This is a genomic window from Pseudoalteromonas atlantica, assembly GCF_043641955.1.
Lineage (GTDB): Bacteria > Pseudomonadota > Gammaproteobacteria > Enterobacterales > Alteromonadaceae > Pseudoalteromonas > Pseudoalteromonas atlantica_A.
The window spans coordinates 133,197-158,897 of record NZ_JBHZRV010000001.1; the positions used below are offsets into that span (position 1 = coordinate 133,197).

Sequence of the window (25,701 nt, forward strand, 5' to 3'; positions counted from 1 at the left end):
CCTGCTAAACCACACCCGGCACTTTGATTTTGCCTGTTACCGCACTATTGATCAGCGTTGTTTTGTATTCTTTGAGTTTTTCGATTTGTTGGATTTGGATCTCAATACCATCATCAACTTTTCCTGACTCATTTCTAATAAACTCTACTAACTCTTGTTGCTCTTTAAGCGGTGGTAGAACTACTGGAATATTATTAATGTCAGCCATATTAAAGTGAAGCACAGTAGAGCCTGAGGAAAGGAAATCAATATATGTTCTACCTATACTTGAATAAATTAACGAAATGGCGAATTCAGGAATAAGTCTCTCTCTATTAATCTTAAGCCAAACCATCCGTTGCCCGAGGCATAAGTTAATATTCTCAGGAACAAGGCAAGCTTCACCTGCGGGCGCTTCCCTTGTTAGGAGTACATCACCAACTTTGGGGACACCTCGACGAGTCCATTCTTTAAAACCTTTTTCATGCGTATATTTTGCTCCTGCCATTTGTAATTTACCTCCCTTTACATTTGTTGTTCTAACAACAAAGTAATCAGTCTCATCTACAAATGGGGCAGTTTTATGCTCACAATCAATAATCCCTTTCAAAGAGTGCTTAATAGGTTCGTAAGCCCAATGCTCAGGGATTTCACCAATCCAATCAACACCTGAATCTTTCGTTGGCGCATTAAGGTTCAAGCCTTGAGTAACGGCTTGCTGGATGATGATTTGCTTGCGCTCTTTTAACAGCTCAATTTGTTTTTCTTTGATTGCAATGGCTTCATCAATTTGTGTTGACTTTAAATCAAGAAAATTAGCTATTGTTATTTGTTCAGGAAGAATAGGAAATGGAAATTTTTCATTCAAATAAGATGCTGAGTCTAAATTTTGAATGCCCGTTGTCTGCTTTATAGACTTATAAGTTATCTTTTGGTCATATATTGTAGAAAATACATATTTCAGAAAACGACTATCAAAACCTTTTTGAGGTGTCATTTTCGCTACAAAATTTGACGTTACTGCTTCATAATCTTTATCAAAACGAACAACACATCCGACTAATGTTTTGTCACCACCACCAGATTTTTCAATTAGTAAATCACCTTTTTTTAATAGCCTCCCTTGTCTTTCCTTTACAGGTATCGCTCTATATGTAAGTTTGTCATCCAAAACATTTAATGTATTTCTATTAAAATCAGCTACTCGCAAAACAATAATTTCATCATTGCCTTTAGGGTCACTTCCCCACAAACCATTAGTGCATCCGTCAACAGTTCTTTTTAAAGTATATATTTTCCAGGTAGCAGGAACGTTTCCAATCCAATCAATACCTGAATTAATATAAGTACTATACTTAGGCATTTTGGCTAATTCAGCCATATTACTCTCCTTGAACCTTAGCCAAATCAACACCAAGAATGTCCGCTATTAACCCTTCTGCTTTTTGCTCAAGATTAATGATGTCGGTCGCTACGTCATCCATTGCTCGTAGAGGTTTGTGTTGGTAGAAGTATTTATTGAAGCTAATTTCGTAACCTATTTTAGTGCTATCAAGGTTTATCCACGCCTCACTAACATGAGGTTGAACTTCATCAAGGAAGTACTGGTGGATTTCGCTGTTATTGTTAGCTGTTTCTTTGTCTTCAAGATAAGTAAGTGGTACTGATTCAGCATCACGTAAATCAGAATTTGACTCGTAAGTGGTGAACTCGTTTTTATTTCCAGTAGCGTAATAACCAAAGTCAGCCATCACCTCAGATAAAGAGCCAGTTTGTTCACAGCCTAAATGGTTTAATAACTCATCCAATTTATCTTGCTTAAACTTAACCACTTTCTTAACTACTTTTTCGGCATTTTCGTCGTACCAGCTCATAGCATTAACGACTGTGGTGTAAAAAGCTTTGCGCTTATTTGCCTTAATGTCGGCTAATACATCAGCCGAAACTTCTTTAAATTGGGCTTCAACATCGGCTTTAAACAGGTTGTAATCGTTATATTCTGTGGTGATAGTTTCAGCGAGTTTATTGGCAAGCGCTACTAGAAGCTTACCTTGCTGCCATGTATCGGTAGAAAGTAGCTTGGCTTTTGATTTAGCGTTTAGACTGATATCGTTATCTTCACACCATCCAACAATTTCTTTTTCCATCGCTTTATCGTTAGCGGTAAAAAAGTCTGCTTGATAAACCTTCTCGCCATATTCCGCAAACAGGTATTCCATTGGTTCACGAAGGGTTTTATCAAAACGCAGCGGCGCAATAAGTTCGTCTTTAAATTGCGCACTGCGTCTGTCTGGGCGTTCAATATTTACTTTGTAGTAACCAAAATCATCATTATTAAATACCTTAGCGGCAATGCCCGTTGGATTGTTTTCTTCCGTTAACTTGCGCTCAACGCTCGCTGCATCAAGATACGTTTGGGTAATTTCACTGATATGTTCTGGCGAGAACTCACAGTTTTTATTACCTAAGTTTTTACGTAGTTTTTTAAATAATAAACTAGCATCAATAAGCTGTACTTTGCCTTGGCGCTCTTGTGGTTTGTTATTATTAAGTAACCAAATATACGTAGTAATACCCGTGTTATAGAACAAGTTATTGGGTAGTTGCACTATGGCATCTAGCATATCGTTTTCGATAATGTAACGGCGAATGTTGCTTTCGCCCGAGCCAGCATCACCGGTAAATAAACTAGAGCCGTTATGAACCGAAGCAATACGAGAACCTAACGGACTGGTAGCTGTTGACTTCATCTTGCTGACCATTTCCATTAAAAACAGCAATTGGCCGTCAGATGAGCGTGGTGTGGCGTCAGCAAAGCCTTCTTTCGGTAAGTTACCCCAGTAATCTTTTAGCACAATCTGAAAGCGTGAATCGATTACATCTGAGCCTTCTTTAATATGCTTTTGCTCACTTGCCCAGCTTTTACCGTATGGCGGGTTAGATAAACAAAAATCAAAGCGTTGGCCTGCAAATTCATCGGTAGAAAGTGTGGAACCTACTTTAATGTTTTTAGGATCGTTGCCTTTGATCATCATGTCTGATTTACAAATAGCGTAGGTTTCGTCGTTTATCTCTTTACCGTATAAATTAATATCGCGGGTGGTGTTTTCTACTGGGTATTTTTCATTAATAAAGTTTTGTGTTTCGGTAAGCATACCGCCACTTCCACAGGCTGGGTCATAAACGGTTAGTGTTAATGGTAAGTCTGACTTAATTGGGTCAAACACCAAGTGGATCATTAACTCAATAACTTCACGTGGGGTAAAGTGTTCACCGGCCTCTTCGTTGTTATCTTCATTAAATTTACGGATCAATTCTTCAAACACATAACCCATGCCTAAGTTGCTTAATGCTGGTAGTCTATTACCTTCTGGATCTTCAATTTCATCTGGCGTTAAGTTGATATAAGGAGAAACAAATTTCTCTAGTACATCAAGTAGTACATCTTTACCTGCCATATGTTGAAATTGAGATTTAAGGTTAAAGCATTCGATAATTTCTTTAACGTTAGCGCTGAAACCGTTTAGGTATTCTTCAATATTTGCCAGAATGATTTGGCGGTTATTGGTCGCGGTATTTTTAATACTGGTTAATGTCCATTTAGAGGTGTTGTAAAACACATAACCTGCGGCATCAATTAACGGCGCATCATCAAGCTCTGTGGCTTCCATTTCCTCAACTTGAAACTTAACTTCATCAAGTACCGCTTGTTTAGTGGGCTCAAGTAAGGTGTCTAAACGGCGTAACACCACCATAGGTAAAATTACGTCACGGTATTTACCTCGCACGTATACATCTCGTAAGCAGTCGTCAGCAATTGACCAGATAAAAGAAACTAATTTGTTGTGTACGCTGTGATCCATTGTTATTCCTATAGAAAGCGACTCTTTCGCTTTGATTAATTCTTAAAATTCTATTTGTATCCGGGCGAGATTGTCATACTCGCCACGTTCTCTAATTCATTGATATTGCTTAGCCAAAGGTGATACTCATCACCCACTAAGGAGGCATCTTTTGTGCAGTCAACATTCCACTGTCGCATTAGGTAGCCAAGCAGTGCTTCTCTTACTTCTAAGCGCAAAACACCGTCAGCCATGTTGTAATCTAGCTCTATTGCTTTTTTGTGTTTAATTGAGGGGTGAACACGTAACTTAACATTGATAATATTGTTCCAACTCATGTCATTTCTTGCGAGTTGATTGTCACTGACTGGCTGAGGAATTTCTGAAACGTTTTGTAATCGTGTACAGACAAAATCTCGGAACTCATTGGTTTTGCAATCAAATGCTCTTACATGCCAACGTTGACCATTATTTACAATGGAGTGAGGGACTATCTCTCTACGGGTTTCACCAGACGACAGAGAAACATAATCGCATAGAACTGCTTTTTTGCTATTGATTGCACGCATTAAAGTGGCAATTAGACTTGAATCAGGATGGATTAAACGAGTCGCATCTAAGCAATGTTTTGATGGTTGTGAGCCATTCGATAAGCCATCGCCAAAGCCTCGGCAAAGGCTAGTTAAAACGGCTTCTGGACTATGAGTAAAGGCAGGTTGGAACTCGTTTGTACGATAATACTGCTTGGTTTTGTGCTCGAGTACTAAATTACTTGGAGCAAGCTCTTTGTAAAGCGTTAAATCTCTAGAGCTTGATGCTAACCCAATACCAAAGTGGCTGATGAGATCTGCACGCGACATTTGCCCTACAAATTGCAAACAAAAGTCAATAAACGCTAAACGCTCACGTTGCGCGTAATTCAGCTTATCTAAATCCATTTAGTATAAAATCAACTTTAGCTATTAACATTACGACTGATATTACTAGATGGGGATAATAGGTGCAATCATTTTGATAACACCTACCTCTGTGTGCTAGAGCTAATCACTTCAGTATAAAGGGAGTTATTCGAGAAACACTCTATAAAAGTGCTTTTCTAATGGCTCAATGCGGCTTTCAAACCAACTTAAAAGCTCTTTAATAGCCTGCTGATTTTTATTAAATAAATCTATGTTGTGATAGTTCACATTAAATTGTCTATCTTTATAGTATAAGCCTTGTACTTCATCAAATAGTGTATTCGATATGCCATTTTCATTGATTATCCACCCTTCTGGTGGGGTATCATCTTCATTAAGGTCCTCAAGGAAAAACTCGTTTGTTATTGAGCAAAGCGTAATGCCAAAAAACACTAAAATTTCGTATGTGCTCAAGTTGCAATGAGAAAAAGTTAATGGCTTTAAATTTAAGGTAAATAATAAAGCCTGCCTCATATCATCATATTGCTCTTTCGAAGCAATACTTCCCAAAACATAAATTTCATCAACATTAATAACAACTTGGCAAACGTCGTCATTCTCACTTTGGTAATTTATTTCTAGTGTCTCATCAAATCTAACAATTTCTATTGTATTGCTTTCGTATCTAATGGTTTGAATTAATTCATCTACATTATTTTTAATTCCCAACACTCTTAATTCTTTAATACTGTCTGCTAATTGATAATGAAGTACTTCAATAATTTTAAAAAAGTCTTTGGCTAATTGTTTGCTCTTTCTTAATTCGTAAACATGAGTAATAACGTCACCCTTCAATAAGAAAACTAATTGAAGAAGGTTGTTTTCATCAAAAATTAAAGCTTTATTTTTGTAAGCTTTATATTTATATGGAGTTCCTAAAACATTTTCATCAGGAATAATTCCATTACCGTTTTTATTTAAAAAATTATCATCTACATAGTTGTCTTTATGTCGAATGCTATGCTCTGGGTACTCATCAGAATAGTTATTCCAGGGGATATTTTGCATCATAAACTCGTATGCTTCAGGGCTATTACCTGGCGCTTGAATTTTAACGTCATGCTTTCTTGCTGATAGCTGCCTTACTAAGCAGCCAGCTTTAAGTTTACTGTTATATAAGCAAATTACTTGTTTAGTCTGTAATGTGTCAAAGTAATCATCTACGACCCTTTCGTATACTTTAATTCGTTGTTCTGCTGATTCTACAAGTAGTTCCCACCCTTGCTTTGAACTTAGAACTTTTCCGTTAGAAATAGTAGGGGTAAGGTGTACATTTCCGGTTTGGCTGTGCATGAGATCAGGAAACGCATCAATATGATTGCAAATAAATTCAAGTTCGCTATTTCGTTGTTCTTTACTTGAAAATACTTGAGCAAACCTATTTCTGTTATCCACAACGTGTGAGCCATCTAAGTCATGACTGATTAATTTTTTTACCCACCCACTAGAGTAGCAATACCATAGCTCACCATCTAACTCTGAAAATACAAAGTTACAATCTGTAGAAAATTTATTTGCTGTTGGGTCTTTCCAATATAAACCACTGCTTGAAAACTCTTGTAATTGGCTAATATCAAACCACTCTGGCGTGATTTTGTTATCGTAAGCTTGAATTAACGCTAAGCAAATTTCATCTATTACCTCAGGGGAAACATCTCTATTTAGTACATATTCAATATCAAACTGCAGTGAAGGTGCTGATTGTTCGTAAATAGAGTCTAATTGAAGGGAAATGATACATTTAAGTAGTTTAGAATATATTAACAGTGTCTGTTCTTTTTCATCGAACATGGCATAAGCTGGACTATCGTCGTTATATATTTTTATATCTGTTTGGCCGTGTATTTCCAAAACCTCGGTAGCATCTTCAGATATGGCGCTGTAATTATTGAACTTAATAAGCTCAAGTAACTGTTCTCTATATTGAGCTGCATTTTCTAATCGTTCATCGCCATCTTTACCTTTGCTCTCAAAATCCACTAACTGATTATCCATAAAAGCAGCTACCGCTAGTAAATTTTCAGAACGAGAAAACAGTCCCCAAATTTCAACTTCACCATCTTCAAGCTCATCATGGTAATGGCCATCTGCTAAGCAATTTCCCCCCAGTCGCTGGCCCCAACGCTCTATTTCTGAAGTTTGACTTGCAGGTGACCAGAAGTAGTCCCTTAGGTCCAAGTCTTTCTTTGCTTCGTTTGTATTTTCTAAAAACACCTTGCGGTCAATATTTCTAAACCAATCTTCAACAAGTTTTAATAAGCTTTTAAAATGGGAGTGTTCAATGGAGCGCATGTTTTTTAGTGCTTTTGCATGTAAATCACCCTTAGTTTTCTTTTTACTAATTTCAACGAGTTCATTGGTAAACTTTGTAATTTTATGAAGGTCTTTTTCTAGTTGCTCATTAGGTTTAAAACGATGTAGTAGCTCTCCATTAGTCAACAGTCGTTTTGCCCAATCTGGTAAATGATCTTTGCTTATATGTGAAGGCTCAGCAAAAGAATTAGTTGTTTTTATATATTTAACAACTTTAGAGATGATTAAGTCACGAAAATCACTTGGTAACTTTTTTAATTTAGTTGCAACATAGCTTTCTATTGCTTCAGGGTAGATGTAATTTGGCATGAAAAATTGCTTCCTTGTTATTTAGTAACACTACATTTATCTCATAAACTTATTCTACTTACACTAATATTTCATGAATTTATTGATATGTGTTTCCGTTTAAGCAAAGTATGAGCACTTGTAAACTCTTGATTCATCATAAGGCTAATATTAGGTTAGTATAAAAAACGATACCTATAAGGTACGCTAAAGATATAATAGGCACTCTTGTCCAGGGGGTTGATTAATGGCTGAGTTTAATGATTGATTTAATTATTAACTATAACCACCCTGAGCTTTTTAAAGTCTGGATATTTAATTTCCATTGCGTGAGTAAGAGTATTAAATTTACAAATTTGTTCTTAGTTAGTAGTGTATTTACCTTATTTAATACTCATTGAACTATAAAGTATATTTTATATTAAATCATGCTGTTATTTAACCTATCAATCCCACATACTTCTCTGCCAATTCATTTATACTCTCACGATGATTAGGATCAGGTTTAATGCAATCAATTGGGCATACACTGACGCACGTTGGCTTGTCGTAGTGGCCTACGCATTCGGTGCATTTATCTGGGTCTATTTGATAAATTTTAGCGCCCATGTAAATGGCTTCATTTGGGCACTCTGGATCGCACATGTCACAGTTAATGCATTTGGCGTTTATTAATAAAGCCATGTAGTTGAATTCTCTATGTAAAGTCAGTAAAAACGTGGCTTAAAGCCCTATTGCGCTAATCTAGCGGCTGACATATAGCCGACTATTAGCGGAGCTATTTTACAATAAATGGAGATAATTAGTAACACAGTTAGTCACACAACTTTGTGTTTAATTGTGTTTACATTTTTTCGGAAACGTCTCTTCTCATACAATTTACCACGTGTGTGCAGGCCAAAGGCCAAAATTAGTTGGAGTCCTTTAAATTAAAGCCTCACGGATAAATTATTATGAAAAAAATGAATCAAGTTAACGTCTCATTAGAAGAGTTTGAGCAAGCCCAGGCTGACTGGAAAAGTGTAAAAGGCATTGGATCGATGTTAGACATTGAAAAGTGTGTGACTTTACATAAAACCATGAGCCAATACCTTGTTGAGCAACACCTGTTAACCCCAAATAGTAAAAGGCCAGACTTAAGACAGAGTAAATATTGCAAGGTACACTACGTTAGAGTGCTCTTTACAAATAAAGCCACACACTTTTTTACTGACTTTCCGAAAAAAATGGGATTAAAAAATAGAAAAATTGGTACTTTGCCTCAAATGGACTTTGAATTAGCCAAAGCAAAAGCTATAGAACTAACTAATACTAATAGAGATTATGATGTAAGCCCTTTGGCTGCATTTGATGCCTATGAAAAAGATTTAGAATTACGTGTATCAGCTGGCTCATTAAAGCGAAATTCGGCTAATACTTATATTAGCCGTATCAATATTCTTCGTCCTTATTTTTCAGAAACACAAAGATTTTCCGAGCTATCGTTAACCTCTCTGGTTAAAATTATTGACCAGATTATAGAAGATTTTGATGGCAAAGCTTATGTCAGAGAGCTTGTGGATGAGCTAAAGCGCGTTTGGGATGTTGCTAGCCAGCAATTTAATGATGGTGAGAATCATCTATCAGGTTTAAGTAAAAAATACGTTATAAACAAAACTAAAAAGCCCCTTCCTTCTAAGGCTCATACCGACAGAAAGTCAATTGCAGAACTTTTTGTAAATATGGGAATGGCACCTAGCGTTAATCAAAAAAACGCTGTTCGTTACATGATCCTTCAAGGTGTTCGACCAATTAATGTTTGCAATGTAAAGCTGGAATACATTGATTGTTTAGAATCGCCTAGCAAGATTACATATCCTGATGGTATTTATGAAGGCGAGGAAGCAGACATGAAAAATGGTGAAGAGTTTGTGATGCCTGTTACCGATACTTTGAGGGAACTATTATTAGATCAAATTAAGTGGCATAACGATAATTTTTTTAACTTTAAATCTGAGTGGCTATTTGTACAGCCTTCAGACCCAACAAAACCTTTTTCGAAAAGAAGCCTCGATAAGCTAGTAAAAGATTACAGTCCGATTAATTGTATTAAAGGAAAGATTAGTGCTGACGCTGTAAAAGGAAAATCAGGAGCGTTTAATACTATGTGCCGTAAACACCTAAAAACAAACGTTAAGTCTTTGGTGTATTTAGCGTCAAATAAAACTGATTTAAGCCGCGCCACGTTAATTTCTAAACTTGTTATGCATCACTCGGTAAACGCAACTGATGGAGAATCCAGTGAACTAAAAGATTTTATGGACAATTTGAAGCAGCATTATGATTTCTCAGAAGAAGAGTATGGGTTTGAATTTCTTCTAAAATTAGAAGGCTTTAAGCTTCACCACCAGAGTATATTAGATGATATAGACACTTTGAAAGATACGGGATTAAGAGAGACTGGCCGTCAAGCGAAAGACCGTATGAGAAAGGCTGAAAACGATGAAAAACAACAATTGAGAAGTGAGATCATGAAGATCTTTGGAAAGCCTGACTATGCAAAGTTTATTAACTCGGTATTGCCTGGTGCGACACGCGTTGTTAAAGATATAATTCACACAGAACAAGGTCGAAAGTTAATACGAAATTTTCTTGATTTGGGAGATAAACAGGCCGCATAGAGCCACATGCAACAAGCCTCAATTAATTGGGGCTTTTAAACTCAAACAGCAAAAAGAAAGCCCCGAAGTCGGGGCTTTTTTCCTATTTATAGCTGCTAAATTATCTAACGTGGCAGGCGTCGCGAAACTTGATGATAGAGTCTGGACAAAACAGTACATTTTTACGTGAAAACTTATAGCACTTTATAAGCTCTTTAAACGGGTGAGATTTACGGTATTCACCTAAAGTTTTTTCACACACACGCAATGCAGCACAAGTTTCTTCGATAGTCATTAATGGTTTCATAAATACTCCAAATATATTAGTAAGTTAATTTAAATATCTCTTCAAAGAAGATAAGAGTATTTTACCGAATTTCACGTTTCCAAAAAAATGTAAACACAATAGCCTTCATCGTAAGATAAATTTTGGAAGTGAGAAAAAAGATGAAGCTAATGAATAAAACTTGCATAATTAAACACAAGCTAGGCAAAAACAAAGCGGGTAATTATTTGTTATAAATCTGTTTTTAAAATACATGGTTAATACTATTAAACCCATGAATTTATAGTGTTTTATTGAAGCGGGTATTATTTTGTTAGGTTTGTCTAACACATGAGTTATGTTTTACTGATAAAACACTTCTCAGAAACCTTAAATTAATGAATTCAAAGTGTTTAAGTGGGTATTAATTTGTTATGTTGGTCGGGTATTATTTTGTTATAAATAACTGAAAAATACCCATCAAATATAACTGAAAAATACCCGTTTAAGTCATTGAAAAAACATAGTATTAAATGCAAAGTATGATTTAAAAACATAACTGAAAAATACCCGCATAACAAAATAATACCCATTTTATCTTAGTAAAATCATGTGGTTAACTCGTAATGTGTCATTTTTTAGGCATTACCTCTAGATCTAGATATAGAAATTAGAAATAGATAAAGAGAGAGGATGATGATTCTTAATCTTAAACTTTTATGATGCTAATTGCATATATAAACGTAACACTAATATAAAATGTTATCAAAATCGCCCCTCTAAGGCTTTCTAAGAGATTTTTATTAAAAATTCACATCAACACTAGGGTAAGTGTAATTTAAAAGCTTAAAATCGCATTGAGGGTCTTTTTGAGGTAAAGTGCGATCCATTAACCATTTATTCAAAAATACTGCATAATAATTCTAAGTAGTTATTCTCAGTGGAAGTTTAAAAAAAGCCTATTAAGAAAATAGGCTTTGGGGAACACTAACTAACGAGGATTTGTGAGTTTATCTATTTATCTTTTGTTTAAACTTTTTGTATAGCCATCTTACTACTATTGGTATAAGCCAAGTACCCATTGCGAACATTAGCAATGTAGCCAATAAGACACATTGAAATAACGTCATACCAGCGCTCGTGTATTCCGCGTATTCACAGCCAAATACTGACGGCATGTTAGAATCATAAACAAACCCATTTGTTCGATTACTAATGTCAGGTTTTGCAATATGTGATTGAGCGTAGCCATATCTAAAATTCTGCGTTCATCGACATATCGATATTATCACCCCAACTACACGCAGGATGCTCGTTATCGAATGTAACGAAATTATCATCGATGAGCATAAAACCGCTACTTGATGAGCCATATTCAATACTTAAGTTGCTTGAGTCATCAAAACAAGTATCAGTAATTTCCATTACTGAACAACTAGTATCCAGTGCACCACTAATGCCGACATCAATTGATTCGCCAAATGAGTTACCACCAGCGTCAATACAGTTATTGTCTATTAATGCTAGATTAACTCCTGTAACAGTAACCTCACAAGTCTCTATAAGAGCCATTGGCTCCGTTGTTGGTGACTCATACTCAACAGAGCAATGTTCAAATAGTTGATAACTCAATAAATTCATAATTTTATACCTGTGTTTGTTTTGGTACTTCTTGAACTTAATGAAAATTAAATGAGATGCAAACAAAAAAAGCGCTCAATGGAGCGCTTCAGATTATTGTCGATACTTCTTCTTAAGTTTGAGTTTGAAAATCCTCAAGCCAAGCTCCGACAAGCTTGTTATTAGCCAACCAACAATCGCATAACCACCTTTCAGTGGAAAAGATTCATGTAGCTCCATACCAACAACTCGTTCAAGAATGATGGTGATTAAAATCACAGTTGATAATATCTTGAAGATCGATGCCAATTCACTTAGGAAAAACAATTTATGTCTTTGATTTGAAGTCATGCAGTCCTCCTATTGTTATGTCCTGCATGACTAAGTAGATTCAAAAAAAGGGAAATACAGTTCTTTATGCTACGGCTAAACTCAGCCCTCTCTGTTTGAGCATTTATGAAGCGAGTTCTTTATTCTCTTTCATCGAGCGGAATAAAGGTGACAGATTTACCACCAACTTATGCTTAATGTTCTCAATTTCTTCATCTGTAAAGCTTCGTTCTAGAAGGTTATCTATTAATTCTTCTTGTCTGGGCTGCCCAAATGCTAACCGATATAGCGAAAGCACCTTCAAAGATTCATTTAACTTAATTAAGTCCTTGCTCATTGGCATCAAAGGTACAATGCGCTCTATTTGAGCACTACCTGAAGACAAGTGCCAATATGGTTCCAAATCACTAAGCCTTTCGTTTTTTGTGTGTTGATCTGCGTACTCAAACAACTTATCCCAAGAGTGTTGGTAGCTTGAGTTAACTTCATCTTTAAACCTTTCTACAAGTCGCCTACGAACAACTAACGATTTATAGCGGTTTACACGCCCTTCTCGCTGTTCAAGGTCGATTGGGTTTGATGGCAAGTTCCAATGCACTATGCGGCTGCAATACCAATGAAAATCCAGCCCTTCCTGCCCAATAGATGTTGAATTTAGCACAAAGGGTCTAAATGGTGAGTTAAACGCATCGCGAACATAAGAGACCCTTACCATGCCTTTTTCATCTGTCATTTTCTGGTTACCCAGAGGAACAGCATAATGACATCTTAGCGTGGACTTTTCTTCTAACGTGCTTTCGCTCTTCTTGAGGGCAGTGTCTTCGTGAAAGTGGCAACCTACAGAAACCGTATTGGTATTTAACACACTGTTTAATTTTGATAATGCTTCGCTACTATTTTGTCCAGAGCCAATTAATAAATGAAAATACTCATCAATCACCGCTTGTAAGTTACCGTCTGCGCAATAATTAATAACAGCTTGCCAATAAGGTACTTTGTAATAGCGTTTTTTAATCGCTTTTTCTGACTCAGGTTTATTAAACAAACTAACAAAGCCTAAAGCACTCTCACTTATATCAACAGAGTGATAGTGTGCATTTTGTCCCGCTAACGAACGAAGGATACATATAGAAGGGCCTGTAATTGAGAGTTGCGCTAAATAGTTAAAAAGGTCATTAGGGAGCTTTCCTAACTCACCTTCTCTAATCAAATTAAATAAATGCCGAATACTATCTAAGCGACCTTTATTTCCGCCATCAGATAGCCTGTTTTCAAACTCAATCTGCCAGTCATCTACGTCATCTTGGTATCCATTTAACATATCTAAAAATATTGGTGCTACGGCATACCAATGTGTTTTGGACTTCTTTCCTTTGTTTTCATAGGGCTTGAGCTTTGCCCTAAACTGGCTTTTAATCTTTTTACTCACATCCTTTACTAGCTTATCGAGAGTTTTGTTGTTATCAGAGAGCTTAAAGCTTGCTAGTGTTCGGCTAGGGTAAATATAAGACCATGCAACAAGGTTTGACTTACCATCAAACCTAATCTCAGGAACATGTTTTTTTGAACGGTAATATTCTTTAGCTACGCCTCTTCTGCCTTCAAGTAATCTGCGTTCAGCTTCATAGGATATCAAACCGCTTAGCGCCCTTGGCACCATTGCCCATGCAGAGAACAACAACGACTTACTGAAGCCTTGTTGATTTTTAAAGCTTCCTTCTAAAGGGTAATAAGGGTTTGACGGTGGAACCCACAGCAACTCTTCGCCATTGCCGTCAAAAAAAGTATCAATCACAGCCTTAAACCTTGCGTTCGAGCCTTGCTTAGACAAATTCAATTTATATGACTGGATTAAATCTCGTGACAACCAACTCATTTTCGACTGCTTTATAACCTTTGATAGAGGTGCGTGCTTTTGTAATGAATCATCAATATGATTTTTAAATTGATAGCCATTCATAAATGACAAAGCCCAAGGGGCCGACTTTTGGTACTCTAATAAATAGCTTGAATGACTTTTCTTATTAACCTTATTCAGCTCTTCTGCTATTTGAACTAACTCTTTAAATGCCAGAATTTCATTACCATCAAACTTTGCTAAACACTCGGTAGCTTGTTCACCGCCTTTTCTAAAGCAAACTATTGAGTCTGCCTTATTGACGATCTGTGCTCGCTCTGTACGGCAAATGTATGAACTAAGTGAGTTTTCAATACTATCCTTATGAGTTGAAATCAAATTGCTTGGGCATTTACTCGGATCACGCAGGCTTATAATTTCGCTATGAAGCTTCTCTCTGTTGTATTCATATTGACTTAAAAAGTTATGATCTTTTTTACTTAAAAAATTAAGTAAATACCTTAATTCATCAACATGAGCGGTTTGGGTTTCTTCTTCATCAACTTTAGACATGGCTTTAAATGGCGTAGCTGAGAGCAATAACAATTTAGATGCCGACTTTTTTGAAAAAATCCCTCTGGCAATAACTGATAATTCATTGTCTTCATTGGTGTCGAGAAGGCTATTAAACCTCTGAAACTCATCTAATATAAATAAATCTGACTTTAGGTTTTGAACGCAACACCTAGCAAGCACTCTTCTTAAATAAGAGCGTAATCTATTTGGGTGTTCACACTTAACTTGATCAGTGCAAACCATTTCAATAATTGAAAGCCAGCTACTATCTTGCTCTATCTCCCAGTCACTTTCGATATAGTCTGATTGAGCGTTAAGTTGTTGATGAAACGAGTGCAATACACATTTATCAAGCGTTTTATTTTTGTCGAACCAATATTGATTGCTCTGCCAAGTTTCACTTCCACAATAGCCACGAAACAACTGGCTTAGCTTACTTTTATACTTTGATAAACTTTCATGTTCACAAAGCAATTGATAAATAATAAAGCGTTCCCAGTGAGTACCATCGCCTTGGGTTAAAGTAAATGAGGTAGAGGGTGTGAGGGAGCAGACTTCTAATAATTTACTAGAGTCATTATCATTTTGACTATCCTTTATCGCTAATTCAGTCAAACGGCTAAATGAAGGCTCTGATACATATTTTTCGTGCTCAGCGCCATCAAATACAGCTAGTTTCCTTATATTTTCATTAGCAAGTGTTAGGTTAGAGCAAATATACGTTACCCTTAAAGGCTTAAAAGGTAATTGATTCAACCTTGCCTTGAGCATTTCAGCTATTACGCCTTTTGCAACAACGGTTTTACCTAAGCCAACCTCATCGGCAACTAATACTCTTCCTGAGTGACGACTATCGACAAAATTGCTCATCACTTGGTGCACGGTTGCTAATTGAAAATCTTTGAGTTTCGAAAGCGACTGGTTCAATAACGCTATTACGTCATCACTCATATATCACCTCTTGTTCAAAATGCTTCCATAGTGACAAAAATTGCTCTGGGATTTGAACTTCCGTTTGCTCTAATCTCTCAAGTAATGCCTGAATTCTATTGAGTGCCGACGGGTTGCGAGCTGCAGCTAACATTAATTGTTCATATATCGGTTCACTTTCAAACAGGCTCGCACCGCTACCGTCACTGAATCCAGCTGATCGTGTTGTAATTTCAAGCCACTCTTCTTTAGTGCTAAAAGGATTTAATAATAGCCGGACGTAGTTCAGTAATTTATCTTCATTATCTAGCAACTCAGACAAAACCCTTTTCTCGCGAGTATCGCCACCCTCAATATGAAGGTTTGCTTGTATAATTAGACTCTTTTGCTGTGAGTCACTCTCACTTTTAGACGTTAAATATACAGGTATCAACGCGCTAATAGCGCTCAGCTCAACGCCCGACCAATGAAGTTCAGACGATATACACTTATTTGCACCAGCAATACCTAGCTGGCCTATCTCAATATCACAAAGGGCTAAAATGTGAGTCAAAGATTCATCGTCTATGTTATGAGACAGAGTTAACTCATACAGTTCGGTTTTATCACTGTATCGGGCTTCCAACTGCCAATCAGCATTAATAATAGGAAAAGATACCTTTCTGAAATCAAAACCCTTCGATTCCGCTTCATTTTGTAGTGCTGAAAACTCATGCGACACTATCAAGCCTTCGCCTTCTTTATCGCTTAGCCATGTCTCTAATATACGTTGTGGGCCGATTTGAGCTGTGTTGCCTGTAAACCTCAGCATGAATTCTTCATTTCTAGGTGGTTTTTTAACTGTACCAAGTGCGGCGCTTGTGGCATTTGCCGACCCTAAATGCCAATGGCTTGTGCCACCGCGTTGAGTGATCATAAGCTTGGCATGAAGATCATGGGATTCTTCCGCTAATCCAACTCTTTCTGCACCATCAACAATGGCGTCATTTATTGAGTAACACTGCCAAGATCTTAACTTTTCTTGCCCAATTTCGTTTAGCTCAGTAGCGCGACTGACTAACATTCTTTTAGTGTCAGGTGCTTTAGTCTCCAACCAATCAAGTGCTTTCACTTGTCCTGCTGAATCTTTTATAAAAGGTGAAACAACCAGTATTGAGTCATTGCTGTTGTGTAAATCAAGTGGTTTATTAAACTTGCCACCACCTGGTAATAACAATGGATTACGCCCATAGCTTATCGACCAGCTAATTTTAGGAAGCTCTTTTTTTAAGATTTTTTTTAGTTCAGCATCATTCTGCTCATCAAGTAGGTTAAGAAAAAAATCAGCCCAGCTTTCGGTGCCCAATTCCGTTACCTTAGCCTTCGTTAATTTTCCATCAAGCGAAGCTGCTATATCCCAGCTTCTATCAAAGGTAAGGTTGCGAGATAAAACAATAAGTCGATAAATTACATTAGCTCTCTTTTTCCCACCTGATCCCTTATAGCGAATTAACCATATTTTAGGGTGAAAGGAAGCGTGCTCTCCACCACTTGGTACTATCGCCCTTAAACACGGCTCCAATAGTGTGAACAACTTGTTGTACTGAGTTGGAACTTTAATATTGCCCTTTTGATAAAAAACACGAAGCCGACCTTTTAATTGCCCAAACGCTTCTAATAACGCAAGTTTCTCACCTCGGAGATCGCCCTCAAGTGTTTCATTAAAGCAAAGCGCGATAGGGGCAGCTAATAACGTGTCTAAATCTAGTGAATATGTTGTCGCAATAGCGGCATCAAACTCATATTGCACACCATCAATAAAGGGAGGTGTTAACTGCTCTCCATAGTCAACGCGGTTTTCATCTGCTTTTAGCATTGTCTAATCCTTGTTGTATATCTGCTAAAATTGGTCGCGCTGCGCTCCACCTGTAATCCAATCGGCGAATTCCAACCCAGCCTTGATGAGTAAGCTTTTTATATAATAACGAGCGTTTCTTTTTGTTATTTTTAGCCTGACTTTCAACCAAAGTATCTATTTCTTTAAGAGTAGCGCCTGTTTGTACTTGCTTGATGAACTCTTGAATAAAAGTCTTTGTCTTAGGCTTGATTGCTTTAATTTCAGCGATATCTAACCAGTTATCTATACTGTTTTCATGTAAAGCTTGTTTAGCTATTTCGGCCCAATTATTATAATCACCTTCGTACTCAGCTACTTTTTCATCAAACCCATTATTCTTAGCCAGCAAGATATTATATCGAAGGTGTGCACCTTCCATTGCTAGACTGAAAGCTTCAGCGGCATCAAGCCTTGATTTGCATAAAGCAGAAACCTCATCCTGTCTTTTTAAAAAAGCTTGAAGCTGGGTAAACCCACTTACAAATTCATCATTTAAATTCAAGGCTTCATCCGTTAAGCCACGTAAGTAAAGCTGCCCAAGCACGCTATGTTCTAGACTTTTGGCATACTTAATTTTATTAACTAAAAACTTAGCTTCATTGGCACTTAAATTTAATGTGAGGTGTTCTTGCCAGTTAGCTGAGTGACCTTTGGGTAAATGAACTATCTGTTTGGTGTTAAGGCTGCTGGTATCATCTTCACCAAACTCGCTTATCGCCAAATCTAGTCTAGTTTTAACATTGCCATAGTGCCTACAAAATTCGGCTAAAGAACTTTGTGTGTCGATAATGCCAAGTTGCCTTAACCCATTCCAGTAAACAGAAGACGGTCTTCTGGCAACGCCTCCTTTATCAATTTGGGTGCGGCCAATAATGCCTGTTTCGTCATCGCCATGAACTTCAGTCAATCGCTTTGCTACGTTGTTTTCTGCGTCTTTCAAATAAGACTCTATTGAAGGCGCTTTCCGTTTATTGGCTGAGCACAACTCATAATAGTCGCGTAAAATACGTGGAACAGTAATAAAATACTTGGCACGGGTTTGGATGGTAGAAATACCAGGAAATAGCAAGTCAGCAAAAGCGTCTCTAATTTGCCCTATACCTAACTCATCTAAGGTTCCAGGCTCTCGCATCATCGCCATCACATGCTTGACCCTTTCCCTGTCTTCTGATGAGAAATCAACCCAACCTAGCTCACTCATTAAAAATCCTTATTTTTGTTCAACTTTATAATCAAGGGTAAATACTATTATGTTTATCAAACAGATATCTAAGGACGCCTGCTGAGTTCAATACGCCATGAATGAAGATTGAAAACCAGTTATTGGGTGTACTGTAAGACTGATCATACCTATTCAATGCATCATTTAAGTACCTTGAAAAGTCTTCAATTGTTGGAATATTAGCTAGCGGTAATGTTTGAATTTTAGAGCTGGGATTCAGCGTCGTTGTTTCCCACTCCCCCTCTAGCCAATTGATAATGCCTGATGGAAGAACAACTTTTTCTGTATGGTATTTAATACTGTTTATCTCAGCGTGATGTGGCAAAACATAATCTATTTCAATCTTAGCCTTCGGAAATAGAGGGTCTTGAGTAATACTACACGACAAAAGCCTTTGGTTTAGAAAAAGGTCATAATAGGGGTGTAGTATCCTTTTATTTCCATTAGTTAAGTTCGTTCTACGTTTACTGTTGCAGTCACAAGCTGGGACTAAGTTCTTTGAATAAACAGCAAACCAAGGGTAATCATCTTTAGGAAATAGGTGATCAAGAGTCCCTGTTTTTAATGAACCACACATTGGGCAAACGTTTGGTGAAGAAGCCCTCAGTTCATCAATGAACTTTAAGTCAGCTGGTGGCGAAGCATAATGCTTCTTTAGCGCTGTTGATAAATCATTGGTAATAGTTACGTTAGCAACTGAAAGAGCGTTACCACTATTAGCGTGATAGTTTTGATATCCATTTAAAATAATTTGTAATTGATTGCTCAAATGCGGGTAGCTTGTTCTATGAAGCCTAGCACTTTGAGAAGTAGCCGTTATTTTTTGAGTATCATTTACCGCTGGTAAAGAAAGCTTTTTCAAAATTAAGCCTCCAACATACGTTTCAATCGCATTAAAGCTGAAAGTGATATTTCATTATCAAGCTGTTCTTCTATGTCAGCAAAGTTCTTGTCTTTCACTTTGTCATAGAGCTTTTCTGAAAGCCTTATTTCAGTATCTTCCTGAAAGATAAACTGTGAAATCGAATCTACTGTTGCTCCAAATGTTGGTAACCTTGGTCTATCGGTCACCAGTCTATTATCTGATAATGAGAGCACTGCCACCTGTTCATTAGGTACTTCTCGAACAAAGTATGCTGAATGAGTAGCGATAAGTGCCTGAGAGCCTGTTTTTTCTAGTAAGAAGTCTAATAGCCCTATGAAATCAACAATCATGTTGGGGTGCATGTGCGTTTCTGGTTCATCCATCAGCACAAACGTACCATTTTCAATGAACAAGCAACTTAGTAAGGCAAACTTAAAAAAGGTTAATTGACCACTACTAAGCGGGTAAAAGCCATCGCCTCTTTTTATTTTTGGATCTAAATTAGGTTCAACAGTAGCCCAACGGTTTAAAGTATCCTGTTCGCCACTCCCATGTAAAAATGTTGATAAGTTTAAAAGTCGTTCTGACTTTAATTGAACGCAAATTTTATTAGGGTCTAAGCCAGTTTGTTTCAAAGCGTCTAAAAATAGCTCTTTACGTGAATACTCACCAATTTCATCTTCACTTCTAGCTAATTGTACTAAGCAATCGCCAATGTTATGTGTTCCTTTGCGAGTGAGGGTTAAGCGTCGATAGTAAAGCTTTTGTGTTGCTTTTCTTTCTGGTGGAAAGGTATTCGTTGTTTCTCCAGGTGTCGCTATCGCGATAATACGGTTAATAAGAGGTCGCTTGCCGTTATCATCAACTAGCGACAACCCCTTATCTTTGTATTGAAGTGCACCACGACAAAATGCCTTTAGTGATTCGCTTTTGCCAACACCATTTTTGCCAATAAGTACAAATATTCGCTTTGGTATAATACTTTGGTGATTGTATTTTAATGACAGCTGGTGAGGCTCATCAAAGCCATCCAGTTGGAACTTAAGTTCTAACGAATTGGATATCGCACTATCAATTTTTAACTCTTCACCAATAGCAATGCTTTTGGCATTATGATAAGCGAAAAACGGTTCCGAGTTACGCATAAAGCCGAATTTAAACACTTCGGTATCAATGGCTTTTTTTACCCACTTTTCATCGGTATCTTTATATTGAGAAAGATCGTTTACTGAGCGCAAAAATAGTTCAACTCCTTCACGGCCAAATTCGTCATAAAGGTCTCGGTAGCTTTGCATGTCAGGTAGCAAGGTAAAAAATGGAGGAAGGTCTTCCGAATAAGCAACCTCTTGATTGGTCTTTGTTAGGTGCTCAGATAAGGTTTCTCTTTTTTCATAAAATAGAGACTCTTCCTCTTCTTCTATATTATCAGGAGCCATAAAACCAATGAGCATAGTCCCTTCCATCGGTCTTTGGTTTTTAGAAATACAAACTTTAAATTCGCACCTAATTTTATACCCGAAGTCGTTCCAAGATGTTTCAGCGGGTGAAATGATCACTTGACCATCTAATGGGGCATGTTCAGCGGTTTTGTTTAGGCTAAATAAAACCTGTAGTAATTCCATTTAAATTCCTATTTAATCATAGTTTTAACAGCAATCAATTTAATCGTGCATATTCTTCCATGCTTGAGCAATAACAACTTCATCGGTTAAGTAATCTAAAGAAGGTTTTAATGCGCGATACTTTTCGTTTATTAATTTCATTTAACGTCCTTGTTACAAATAGAGTGAATTTACAAATGAATACGTGATTAAACTAGCAAGAGTTTGTTGAGTATCTTTTGCCTGAATAATTTCTAACTTAACTGAGTAGCAAATTGAGAATAAAACTTCAATTTTGCCTATTATTCTTCTTAATTCATCAATAGGTAAATTCATTTTGTGAGAAATAAACTAGCAAAACCTTCATGATTTGTCATTTAAAAAACAATTAGATAGTGTGTGAATTAATGGCCTTGATATAATTTTAGGTTTTCTTCTGTAACCGACTTTAACTTTCAGCAAAAGATTGTATATCGAGTATCAATTTTAATATTGAGGTTATTGTTTAGCTGAAGAATGGAAATAAATTAACGAAGTGACCAACTACTTTTTCAAACATGAAAAAGTTAATAAAAGCTTGAGCAAAGCTCAACATCAAATCGCGTAGCATCTAGTGCAATGAAATTGCTCTGGATGTGAAGCCGGAGTCAGCATCGCAGATCAAGCGCGTTCGAATTTTGCTTAAGCAAAACTGGTTATCACTGCGAAGCAAAGTGATAGCCAGCCACAACGCGGCAGCGGCATCGAGTTGTGCAGGTGCATTTATGCCTCTTCCCCTGAACAATGACAGGTGAGAAGGCGCTTGATCAGCGGTAGCTGACTCCGAGTAAATCTATTACCGACAAGCGAAGCGCGAAGAGCCAGTGTAGCGACAAGTCGCGTGTACACTGGCGTGTAAGAGATTTACTAAAAGAGCGAAGCTCTAATCAATTTGAGAAAATTGAGTTTGCTAAGCAGACTGCTTAGCAAAGCGAAGCTTTAGCATACAGCAAGGCATATGCTAAGCCTGTGCTGATAATTCGCATGGTTTGAACCTTGTTAATTTGGATTAAATAAAACAAGGATGAAGCATGAAACAAATCGAAAAATACTTGCAACTACCTCTAGCCTATTTTGTAACATCAGGCATTACTAACCCAGCTCAACTCGGCTCTATGCGTGAAGATGCTGTTATTACCTGGATTGGTCGATTCAGTATGAGCAGTAAAACTGTACTTCAACAGTTACTGTCATTAACACGTGAAGCTGTTAACAAACTCGTAAATAGAATGAAGCACAAAGGGCTTTTACATGTTCACCAAACATTCGGTAATACTGATCAAGCGTTTATTGTATTAACTAGCGAAGGTATTCGACGTGCTGAGTTTTTATTGCAGCAAGAGCTGCATCTGAAGTCTGATGCAAGCCGAATAAATGAAAGAAACTTGGTTCATGATCTCAGTATTCAGCTTGTGAAGATTAATTTAATTCGTGACAACAAAATTGATGGTTTGGTAACTGAGCGTGAATTAGCATTAATTTTGGAGCAGCGTAAGAATGACGACCGCTTGGTCGATGGAATTGCTAGGCTTGCAGGGTCTAAAACCTGTGTTGCTATTGAAATGGAAACATCGAACTCAAAAAACAAAGGAAATGGTGAGCTTCGCAAACGAATCTTAGATAAATACCATCAACAACTAGAGTTAAGTGATGGGTTATATAGGCAAGTCTATATGTACAGCCATCGTCAACGTTTTTTAACTCAGATTGAGAAAGCGCATCAGCGTATTTTTACAATAACTAAGTTTGGTTTCACTGAGCAACAAGTTGCTACGTTGAAAAATAACATAAAATTTAAGGCCCATGAGTGCCGCCATATTTACAATTTAATGTTTAACTCCGATCGTAAGCTCACTGGCGTAACAAAGGCTCAAGAGGTCAATGTAAAAAGCTATTTAGAAAAATTAGATGAACTGACGGCATTGGCAGAATCATCATCAGATACCATATTGAAGTTACGTTTGGATGGGTTTCGTGATGCTGGTGTGGTACTTGGTTTGATTGAATAAGTATTTACTTTTATATTTGAAACCATTAAATTTCCGAACTCAAGAACTAAAAACATTAAATAAATTATAGGTTTAATGTTATTTAGTGCGTTGAAAACTAGATTCAATGCGAATTCGGTGAAGTCTTTATCTACTGTGAAAAGAGAAGGCAATGATCTACAAAATTAATTAAAAAATAATAGGAAAATGTAAATGAAAAAATTCACTACCACTCTTATTCTACTAGTTTTGAGTGTTATGACTCAACCTGCTTTTTCTGAAAACCTTTCAGCCCAAGAGAAATATGAGAAAGGTCTTCAATTCTATAATTCTGAAAATTATAAAGCAGCTTCAGTCCTCTTTTTCGAGGCCGCTTATGTAGGCCACGCTAAAGCACAGTATGATTTAGGAAACCTTTATCACTATGGTAAAGGGGTAGAAAAAGATATGAAAAAGTCTTTCGAATGGACTTTAAAAGCTGCGGATAATGGTGTCATTGATGCAATGTTCGTAATTGGTTCATCATATTTGCAAGGTAATGGAGTTGTAACGCCTAATGCTGAAAAAGCGTATGAATATACATTGAAAGCAGCAATAAATGGTCACACCAAGGCAAAAACATTTACAGGATTCATGCTATACAATGGTAAAGGTGTGACTAAAAATCAAAGCATTGGTATTGAATGGTTGAAGCAAGGAGCCAAAGATGGTCATGGGCCAGCAATCAATCTCCTTCAAAAAATTGGTGTTAAAAGCTAAATTTTCCTGATGTAATAATTAAATCATCCTAGCATTAAGTGGCCTTGGGGAGCGCAACTACAGCTCCCTTATTTTTGCCCTTAGCTTCAATATTCAAAATAGCTCATCATTCCCCCCCCCGAATACTTAGCATCAGAAAGAACAGAGGCGTTACTTTCTAAATGTTAGCTTTTTAAAGACGTAGTACGGTACATAAACAATACAAAGTAGCTGAGCCTTTAACACAGGATATTTAGGTGGGTTATCTTTATAACGACGCTCGTACTCACCGTAACCATAAAGCGAGGCAACCCAGAAATATATAGCAATCGCTAAATAATCCTCATTTCCAGTGGAAGCTTTCAAATAATATGCGATGAAACTAACCAAAATACAAAGAGTAACGGGGAGGGTTATAGTTTTATAGGAATTGCAGTATCGCAGCATTTATTAATCTTATTGTTTTTATTGAATACAATTATTTTAAACAGTGTCAAACCTTACACGCAATTGTCAGCGCAAATATTTTTAAAAAATATAAGAAGTGAAACCCGCTAAACCTTTTGTACAGTTCATAAACTCACCAACGAAGTAAATACTGCTTTATTCATTACAAAGGACTATTTCGAACACTTATTTGGATTTGAAGAGGCTGGCGTCGTGCTAGAGCATTTGGTGGATGGAAAAGTAAGCACCCGTTGAATTTAGAAGAGTATCTTGCAACCTATCCGAGTGCGAAAACCATATCAGGGATAGCTTGTGGGTTTGTGGTTTAAAGTCGCTTAGGAATTTAGGAGTTAATAATGCAACGGATTCTAGAAGACTTATAAGTTGTAACAGTTACTCTAGTACCCTATACCACGCGAAACAGTAATTGACCTCAGGGAGCTTTTAGCTCCCTTCTTTTTGACCTAAGCATTCGGCACCCAAAACTGCTCATACTGAACAATGTTGAGCACTTAACAAGTAACCTCATTACTTGTCGAACCAATGTAAAAATTCGATATGAGGTTTATCAAATTTTCAATACGTTCGCCGCTGCATAAAGCATGGCAACGACATTGTGAAAAGTTAATGTTTTGGTTCTTACTTAAATATAACTAGTTACGCACGACGATAATTTTGGAACCAAATTTTGCTTAAATTAAGGTGAGTTAAAAGAGAGCTAATAATGGAAGAGCCTGTTCGCTTTCTTGCATGAAAATCACGTAGTGAAGTATCCTATTCAAAAATTTTATTATAAAAAAAATATGAAAAAAGATTCTAATGAACCAGTAAAGCTAAATGGAAAGGTCGAAGGTTTAAAAAAATACATTCATAGTGGTAGTAACCACGTTACTTTTAAAGTTAGCCATAAGCAAGTAACGCTAGATACAGGCTCATCACCGATGTTTATTGAGAATGGCGACGATGTGGTTGCTGTTGGTCGGATTGATAGTGTCGGTAATATGGCTCCTGAAATTTTTGCAAATAAATCTCGGAAAATTTATATTCAAAAATCTTCTGTGAAAGCAGGAGTAGTTGGTATTTTCATCACAATTTTACTGGCAGCATTTTTCATATCTAGTGCAATAAGCTTCAGTTTAGATAAAATTAATCCAACGTCTTTAGGCATGATGTTACCAGCAATATTCTGTCTTTGGATATCTGCTAAAGTATACAAAGGGACTAAAGATCTAAAAAAGATGCTATCAATGCTTAAAAGTTGACCTTATACAGTTTCATTAATAACGGTATAAATTGCTAAACAGTGGCTTTTAAAGGTTTAGGGAGAGCTATGTCTATATCGTTTCT

General features: G+C 36.9%; 17 protein-coding genes. 4 read left to right on the forward strand and 13 right to left on the reverse strand.

Annotated elements, in window-relative coordinates:
* Positions 1-4: 4 nt before the first annotated feature.
* The 5 genes from ACHUE3_RS00580 to ACHUE3_RS00600 form a co-directional block, all read right to left on the reverse strand.
* The gene (locus ACHUE3_RS00580; protein ID WP_394189154.1) at positions 5-1,360 is read right to left on the reverse strand and encodes a restriction endonuclease subunit S; all 1,356 of its coding nucleotides are present in this window, start codon (positions 1,358-1,360) and stop codon (positions 5-7) included.
* Position 1,361: 1 nt separating this feature from the next.
* On the reverse strand, positions 1,362-3,842 hold the full coding sequence (locus ACHUE3_RS00585; protein ID WP_394189156.1) for an N-6 DNA methylase: 2,481 nt from the start codon (positions 3,840-3,842) through the stop codon (positions 1,362-1,364).
* A 50-nt stretch (positions 3,843-3,892) separates the two neighbouring features.
* Entirely contained in the window at positions 3,893-4,759 is an 867-nt protein-coding gene (locus ACHUE3_RS00590; protein WP_394189158.1) for a WYL domain-containing protein, read from the reverse strand.
* A gap of 126 nt (positions 4,760-4,885) precedes the next feature.
* Entirely contained in the window at positions 4,886-7,402 is a 2,517-nt protein-coding gene (locus tag ACHUE3_RS00595; protein ID WP_394189160.1) for a hypothetical protein, read from the reverse strand.
* 417 nt (positions 7,403-7,819) lie between these two features.
* Positions 7,820-8,065 carry a YfhL family 4Fe-4S dicluster ferredoxin gene (locus ACHUE3_RS00600; RefSeq protein WP_394189162.1) on the reverse strand — a complete coding sequence of 82 codons (246 nt, stop codon included), beginning with the start codon at positions 8,063-8,065 and terminating at the stop codon, positions 7,820-7,822.
* A 269-nt stretch (positions 8,066-8,334) separates the two neighbouring features.
* Between ACHUE3_RS00600 and ACHUE3_RS00605 the strand changes: the two genes are divergently transcribed.
* Positions 8,335-10,041 carry a hypothetical protein gene (locus tag ACHUE3_RS00605; protein ID WP_394189164.1) on the forward strand — a complete coding sequence of 569 codons (1,707 nt, stop codon included), beginning with the start codon at positions 8,335-8,337 and terminating at the stop codon, positions 10,039-10,041.
* A gap of 100 nt (positions 10,042-10,141) precedes the next feature.
* Here ACHUE3_RS00605 and ACHUE3_RS00610 read toward each other — a convergent pair whose 3' ends face one another.
* From ACHUE3_RS00610 to ACHUE3_RS00645, 8 genes are all read right to left on the reverse strand, one after another.
* Positions 10,142-10,327, reverse strand: coding sequence for a helix-turn-helix domain-containing protein (locus tag ACHUE3_RS00610; protein ID WP_150111322.1), 186 nt, complete (start codon positions 10,325-10,327; stop codon positions 10,142-10,144).
* A 1,212-nt stretch (positions 10,328-11,539) separates the two neighbouring features.
* Positions 11,540-11,926: a hypothetical protein gene (locus ACHUE3_RS00615; RefSeq protein WP_394189167.1), complete on the reverse strand. Its 387-nt coding sequence runs from the start codon at positions 11,924-11,926 to the stop codon at positions 11,540-11,542.
* Positions 11,927-12,019: 93 nt separating this feature from the next.
* Positions 12,020-12,256: a hypothetical protein gene (locus ACHUE3_RS00620; RefSeq protein WP_394189169.1), complete on the reverse strand. Its 237-nt coding sequence runs from the start codon at positions 12,254-12,256 to the stop codon at positions 12,020-12,022.
* A gap of 103 nt (positions 12,257-12,359) precedes the next feature.
* On the reverse strand, positions 12,360-15,599 hold the full coding sequence (locus tag ACHUE3_RS00625) for a DEAD/DEAH box helicase (RefSeq protein WP_394189171.1): 3,240 nt from the start codon (positions 15,597-15,599) through the stop codon (positions 12,360-12,362).
* Positions 15,592-17,433, reverse strand: coding sequence for a phospholipase D family protein (locus ACHUE3_RS00630; RefSeq protein ID WP_394189173.1), 1,842 nt, complete (start codon positions 17,431-17,433; stop codon positions 15,592-15,594). Before ACHUE3_RS00630 ends, ACHUE3_RS00625 begins: the two co-directional genes overlap by 8 nt.
* Entirely contained in the window at positions 17,417-18,655 is a 1,239-nt protein-coding gene (locus ACHUE3_RS00635) for a DUF6361 family protein (RefSeq protein ID WP_394189175.1), read from the reverse strand. The genes ACHUE3_RS00630 and ACHUE3_RS00635 overlap by 17 nt, the downstream gene beginning before the upstream one ends.
* A 31-nt stretch (positions 18,656-18,686) precedes the next feature.
* Positions 18,687-19,538 carry a hypothetical protein gene (locus tag ACHUE3_RS00640; RefSeq protein ID WP_394189177.1) on the reverse strand — a complete coding sequence of 284 codons (852 nt, stop codon included), beginning with the start codon at positions 19,536-19,538 and terminating at the stop codon, positions 18,687-18,689.
* A 2-nt stretch (positions 19,539-19,540) separates the two neighbouring features.
* Complete coding sequence (locus ACHUE3_RS00645; RefSeq protein ID WP_394189179.1) at positions 19,541-21,163, reverse strand: AAA family ATPase; 1,623 nt, start codon at positions 21,161-21,163, stop codon at positions 19,541-19,543.
* A 1,049-nt stretch (positions 21,164-22,212) separates the two neighbouring features.
* On the opposite strand from ACHUE3_RS00645, the gene ACHUE3_RS00650 reads away from it, so the two are divergent.
* The 3 genes from ACHUE3_RS00650 to ACHUE3_RS00660 all read left to right on the forward strand — a co-directional run bounded on the left by ACHUE3_RS00650 (position 22,213) and on the right by ACHUE3_RS00660 (position 25,616).
* A complete protein-coding gene (locus ACHUE3_RS00650; RefSeq protein ID WP_394189181.1) occupies positions 22,213-23,190 on the forward strand; it encodes a hypothetical protein in 978 nt (325 codons plus the stop codon).
* A 192-nt stretch (positions 23,191-23,382) separates the two neighbouring features.
* On the forward strand, positions 23,383-23,928 hold the full coding sequence (locus tag ACHUE3_RS00655) for a tetratricopeptide repeat protein (protein ID WP_394189183.1): 546 nt from the start codon (positions 23,383-23,385) through the stop codon (positions 23,926-23,928).
* A gap of 1,190 nt (positions 23,929-25,118) precedes the next feature.
* A complete protein-coding gene (locus ACHUE3_RS00660; RefSeq protein ID WP_394189185.1) occupies positions 25,119-25,616 on the forward strand; it encodes a hypothetical protein in 498 nt (165 codons plus the stop codon).
* Positions 25,617-25,701 lie beyond the last annotated feature (85 nt).

Coding starts and splice junctions, on each gene's coding strand:
- ACHUE3_RS00620 (WP_394189169.1), bottom strand. CDS start 12,256: ATGACTTCAAATCAAAGACATAAATTGTTTTTCCTAAGTGAATTGGCA.
- ACHUE3_RS00595 (WP_394189160.1), bottom strand. CDS start 7,402: ATGCCAAATTACATCTACCCTGAAGCAATAGAAAGCTATGTTGCAACT.
- ACHUE3_RS00625 (WP_394189171.1), bottom strand. CDS start 15,599: ATGAGTGATGACGTAATAGCGTTATTGAACCAGTCGCTTTCGAAACTC.
- ACHUE3_RS00585 (WP_394189156.1), bottom strand. CDS start 3,842: ATGGATCACAGCGTACACAACAAATTAGTTTCTTTTATCTGGTCAATT.
- ACHUE3_RS00635 (WP_394189175.1), bottom strand. CDS start 18,655: ATGAGTGAGCTAGGTTGGGTTGATTTCTCATCAGAAGACAGGGAAAGG.
- ACHUE3_RS00615 (WP_394189167.1), bottom strand. CDS start 11,926: ATGAATTTATTGAGTTATCAACTATTTGAACATTGCTCTGTTGAGTAT.
- ACHUE3_RS00655 (WP_394189183.1), top strand. CDS start 23,383: ATGAAAAAATTCACTACCACTCTTATTCTACTAGTTTTGAGTGTTATG.
- ACHUE3_RS00590 (WP_394189158.1), bottom strand. CDS start 4,759: ATGGATTTAGATAAGCTGAATTACGCGCAACGTGAGCGTTTAGCGTTT.
- ACHUE3_RS00600 (WP_394189162.1), bottom strand. CDS start 8,065: ATGGCTTTATTAATAAACGCCAAATGCATTAACTGTGACATGTGCGAT.
- ACHUE3_RS00630 (WP_394189173.1), bottom strand. CDS start 17,433: ATGCTAAAAGCAGATGAAAACCGCGTTGACTATGGAGAGCAGTTAACA.
- ACHUE3_RS00645 (WP_394189179.1), bottom strand. CDS start 21,163: ATGGAATTACTACAGGTTTTATTTAGCCTAAACAAAACCGCTGAACAT.
- ACHUE3_RS00605 (WP_394189164.1), top strand. CDS start 8,335: ATGAAAAAAATGAATCAAGTTAACGTCTCATTAGAAGAGTTTGAGCAA.
- ACHUE3_RS00580 (WP_394189154.1), bottom strand. CDS start 1,360: ATGGCTGAATTAGCCAAAATGCCTAAGTATAGTACTTATATTAATTCA.
- ACHUE3_RS00610 (WP_150111322.1), bottom strand. CDS start 10,327: ATGAAACCATTAATGACTATCGAAGAAACTTGTGCTGCATTGCGTGTG.
- ACHUE3_RS00650 (WP_394189181.1), top strand. CDS start 22,213: ATGAAACAAATCGAAAAATACTTGCAACTACCTCTAGCCTATTTTGTA.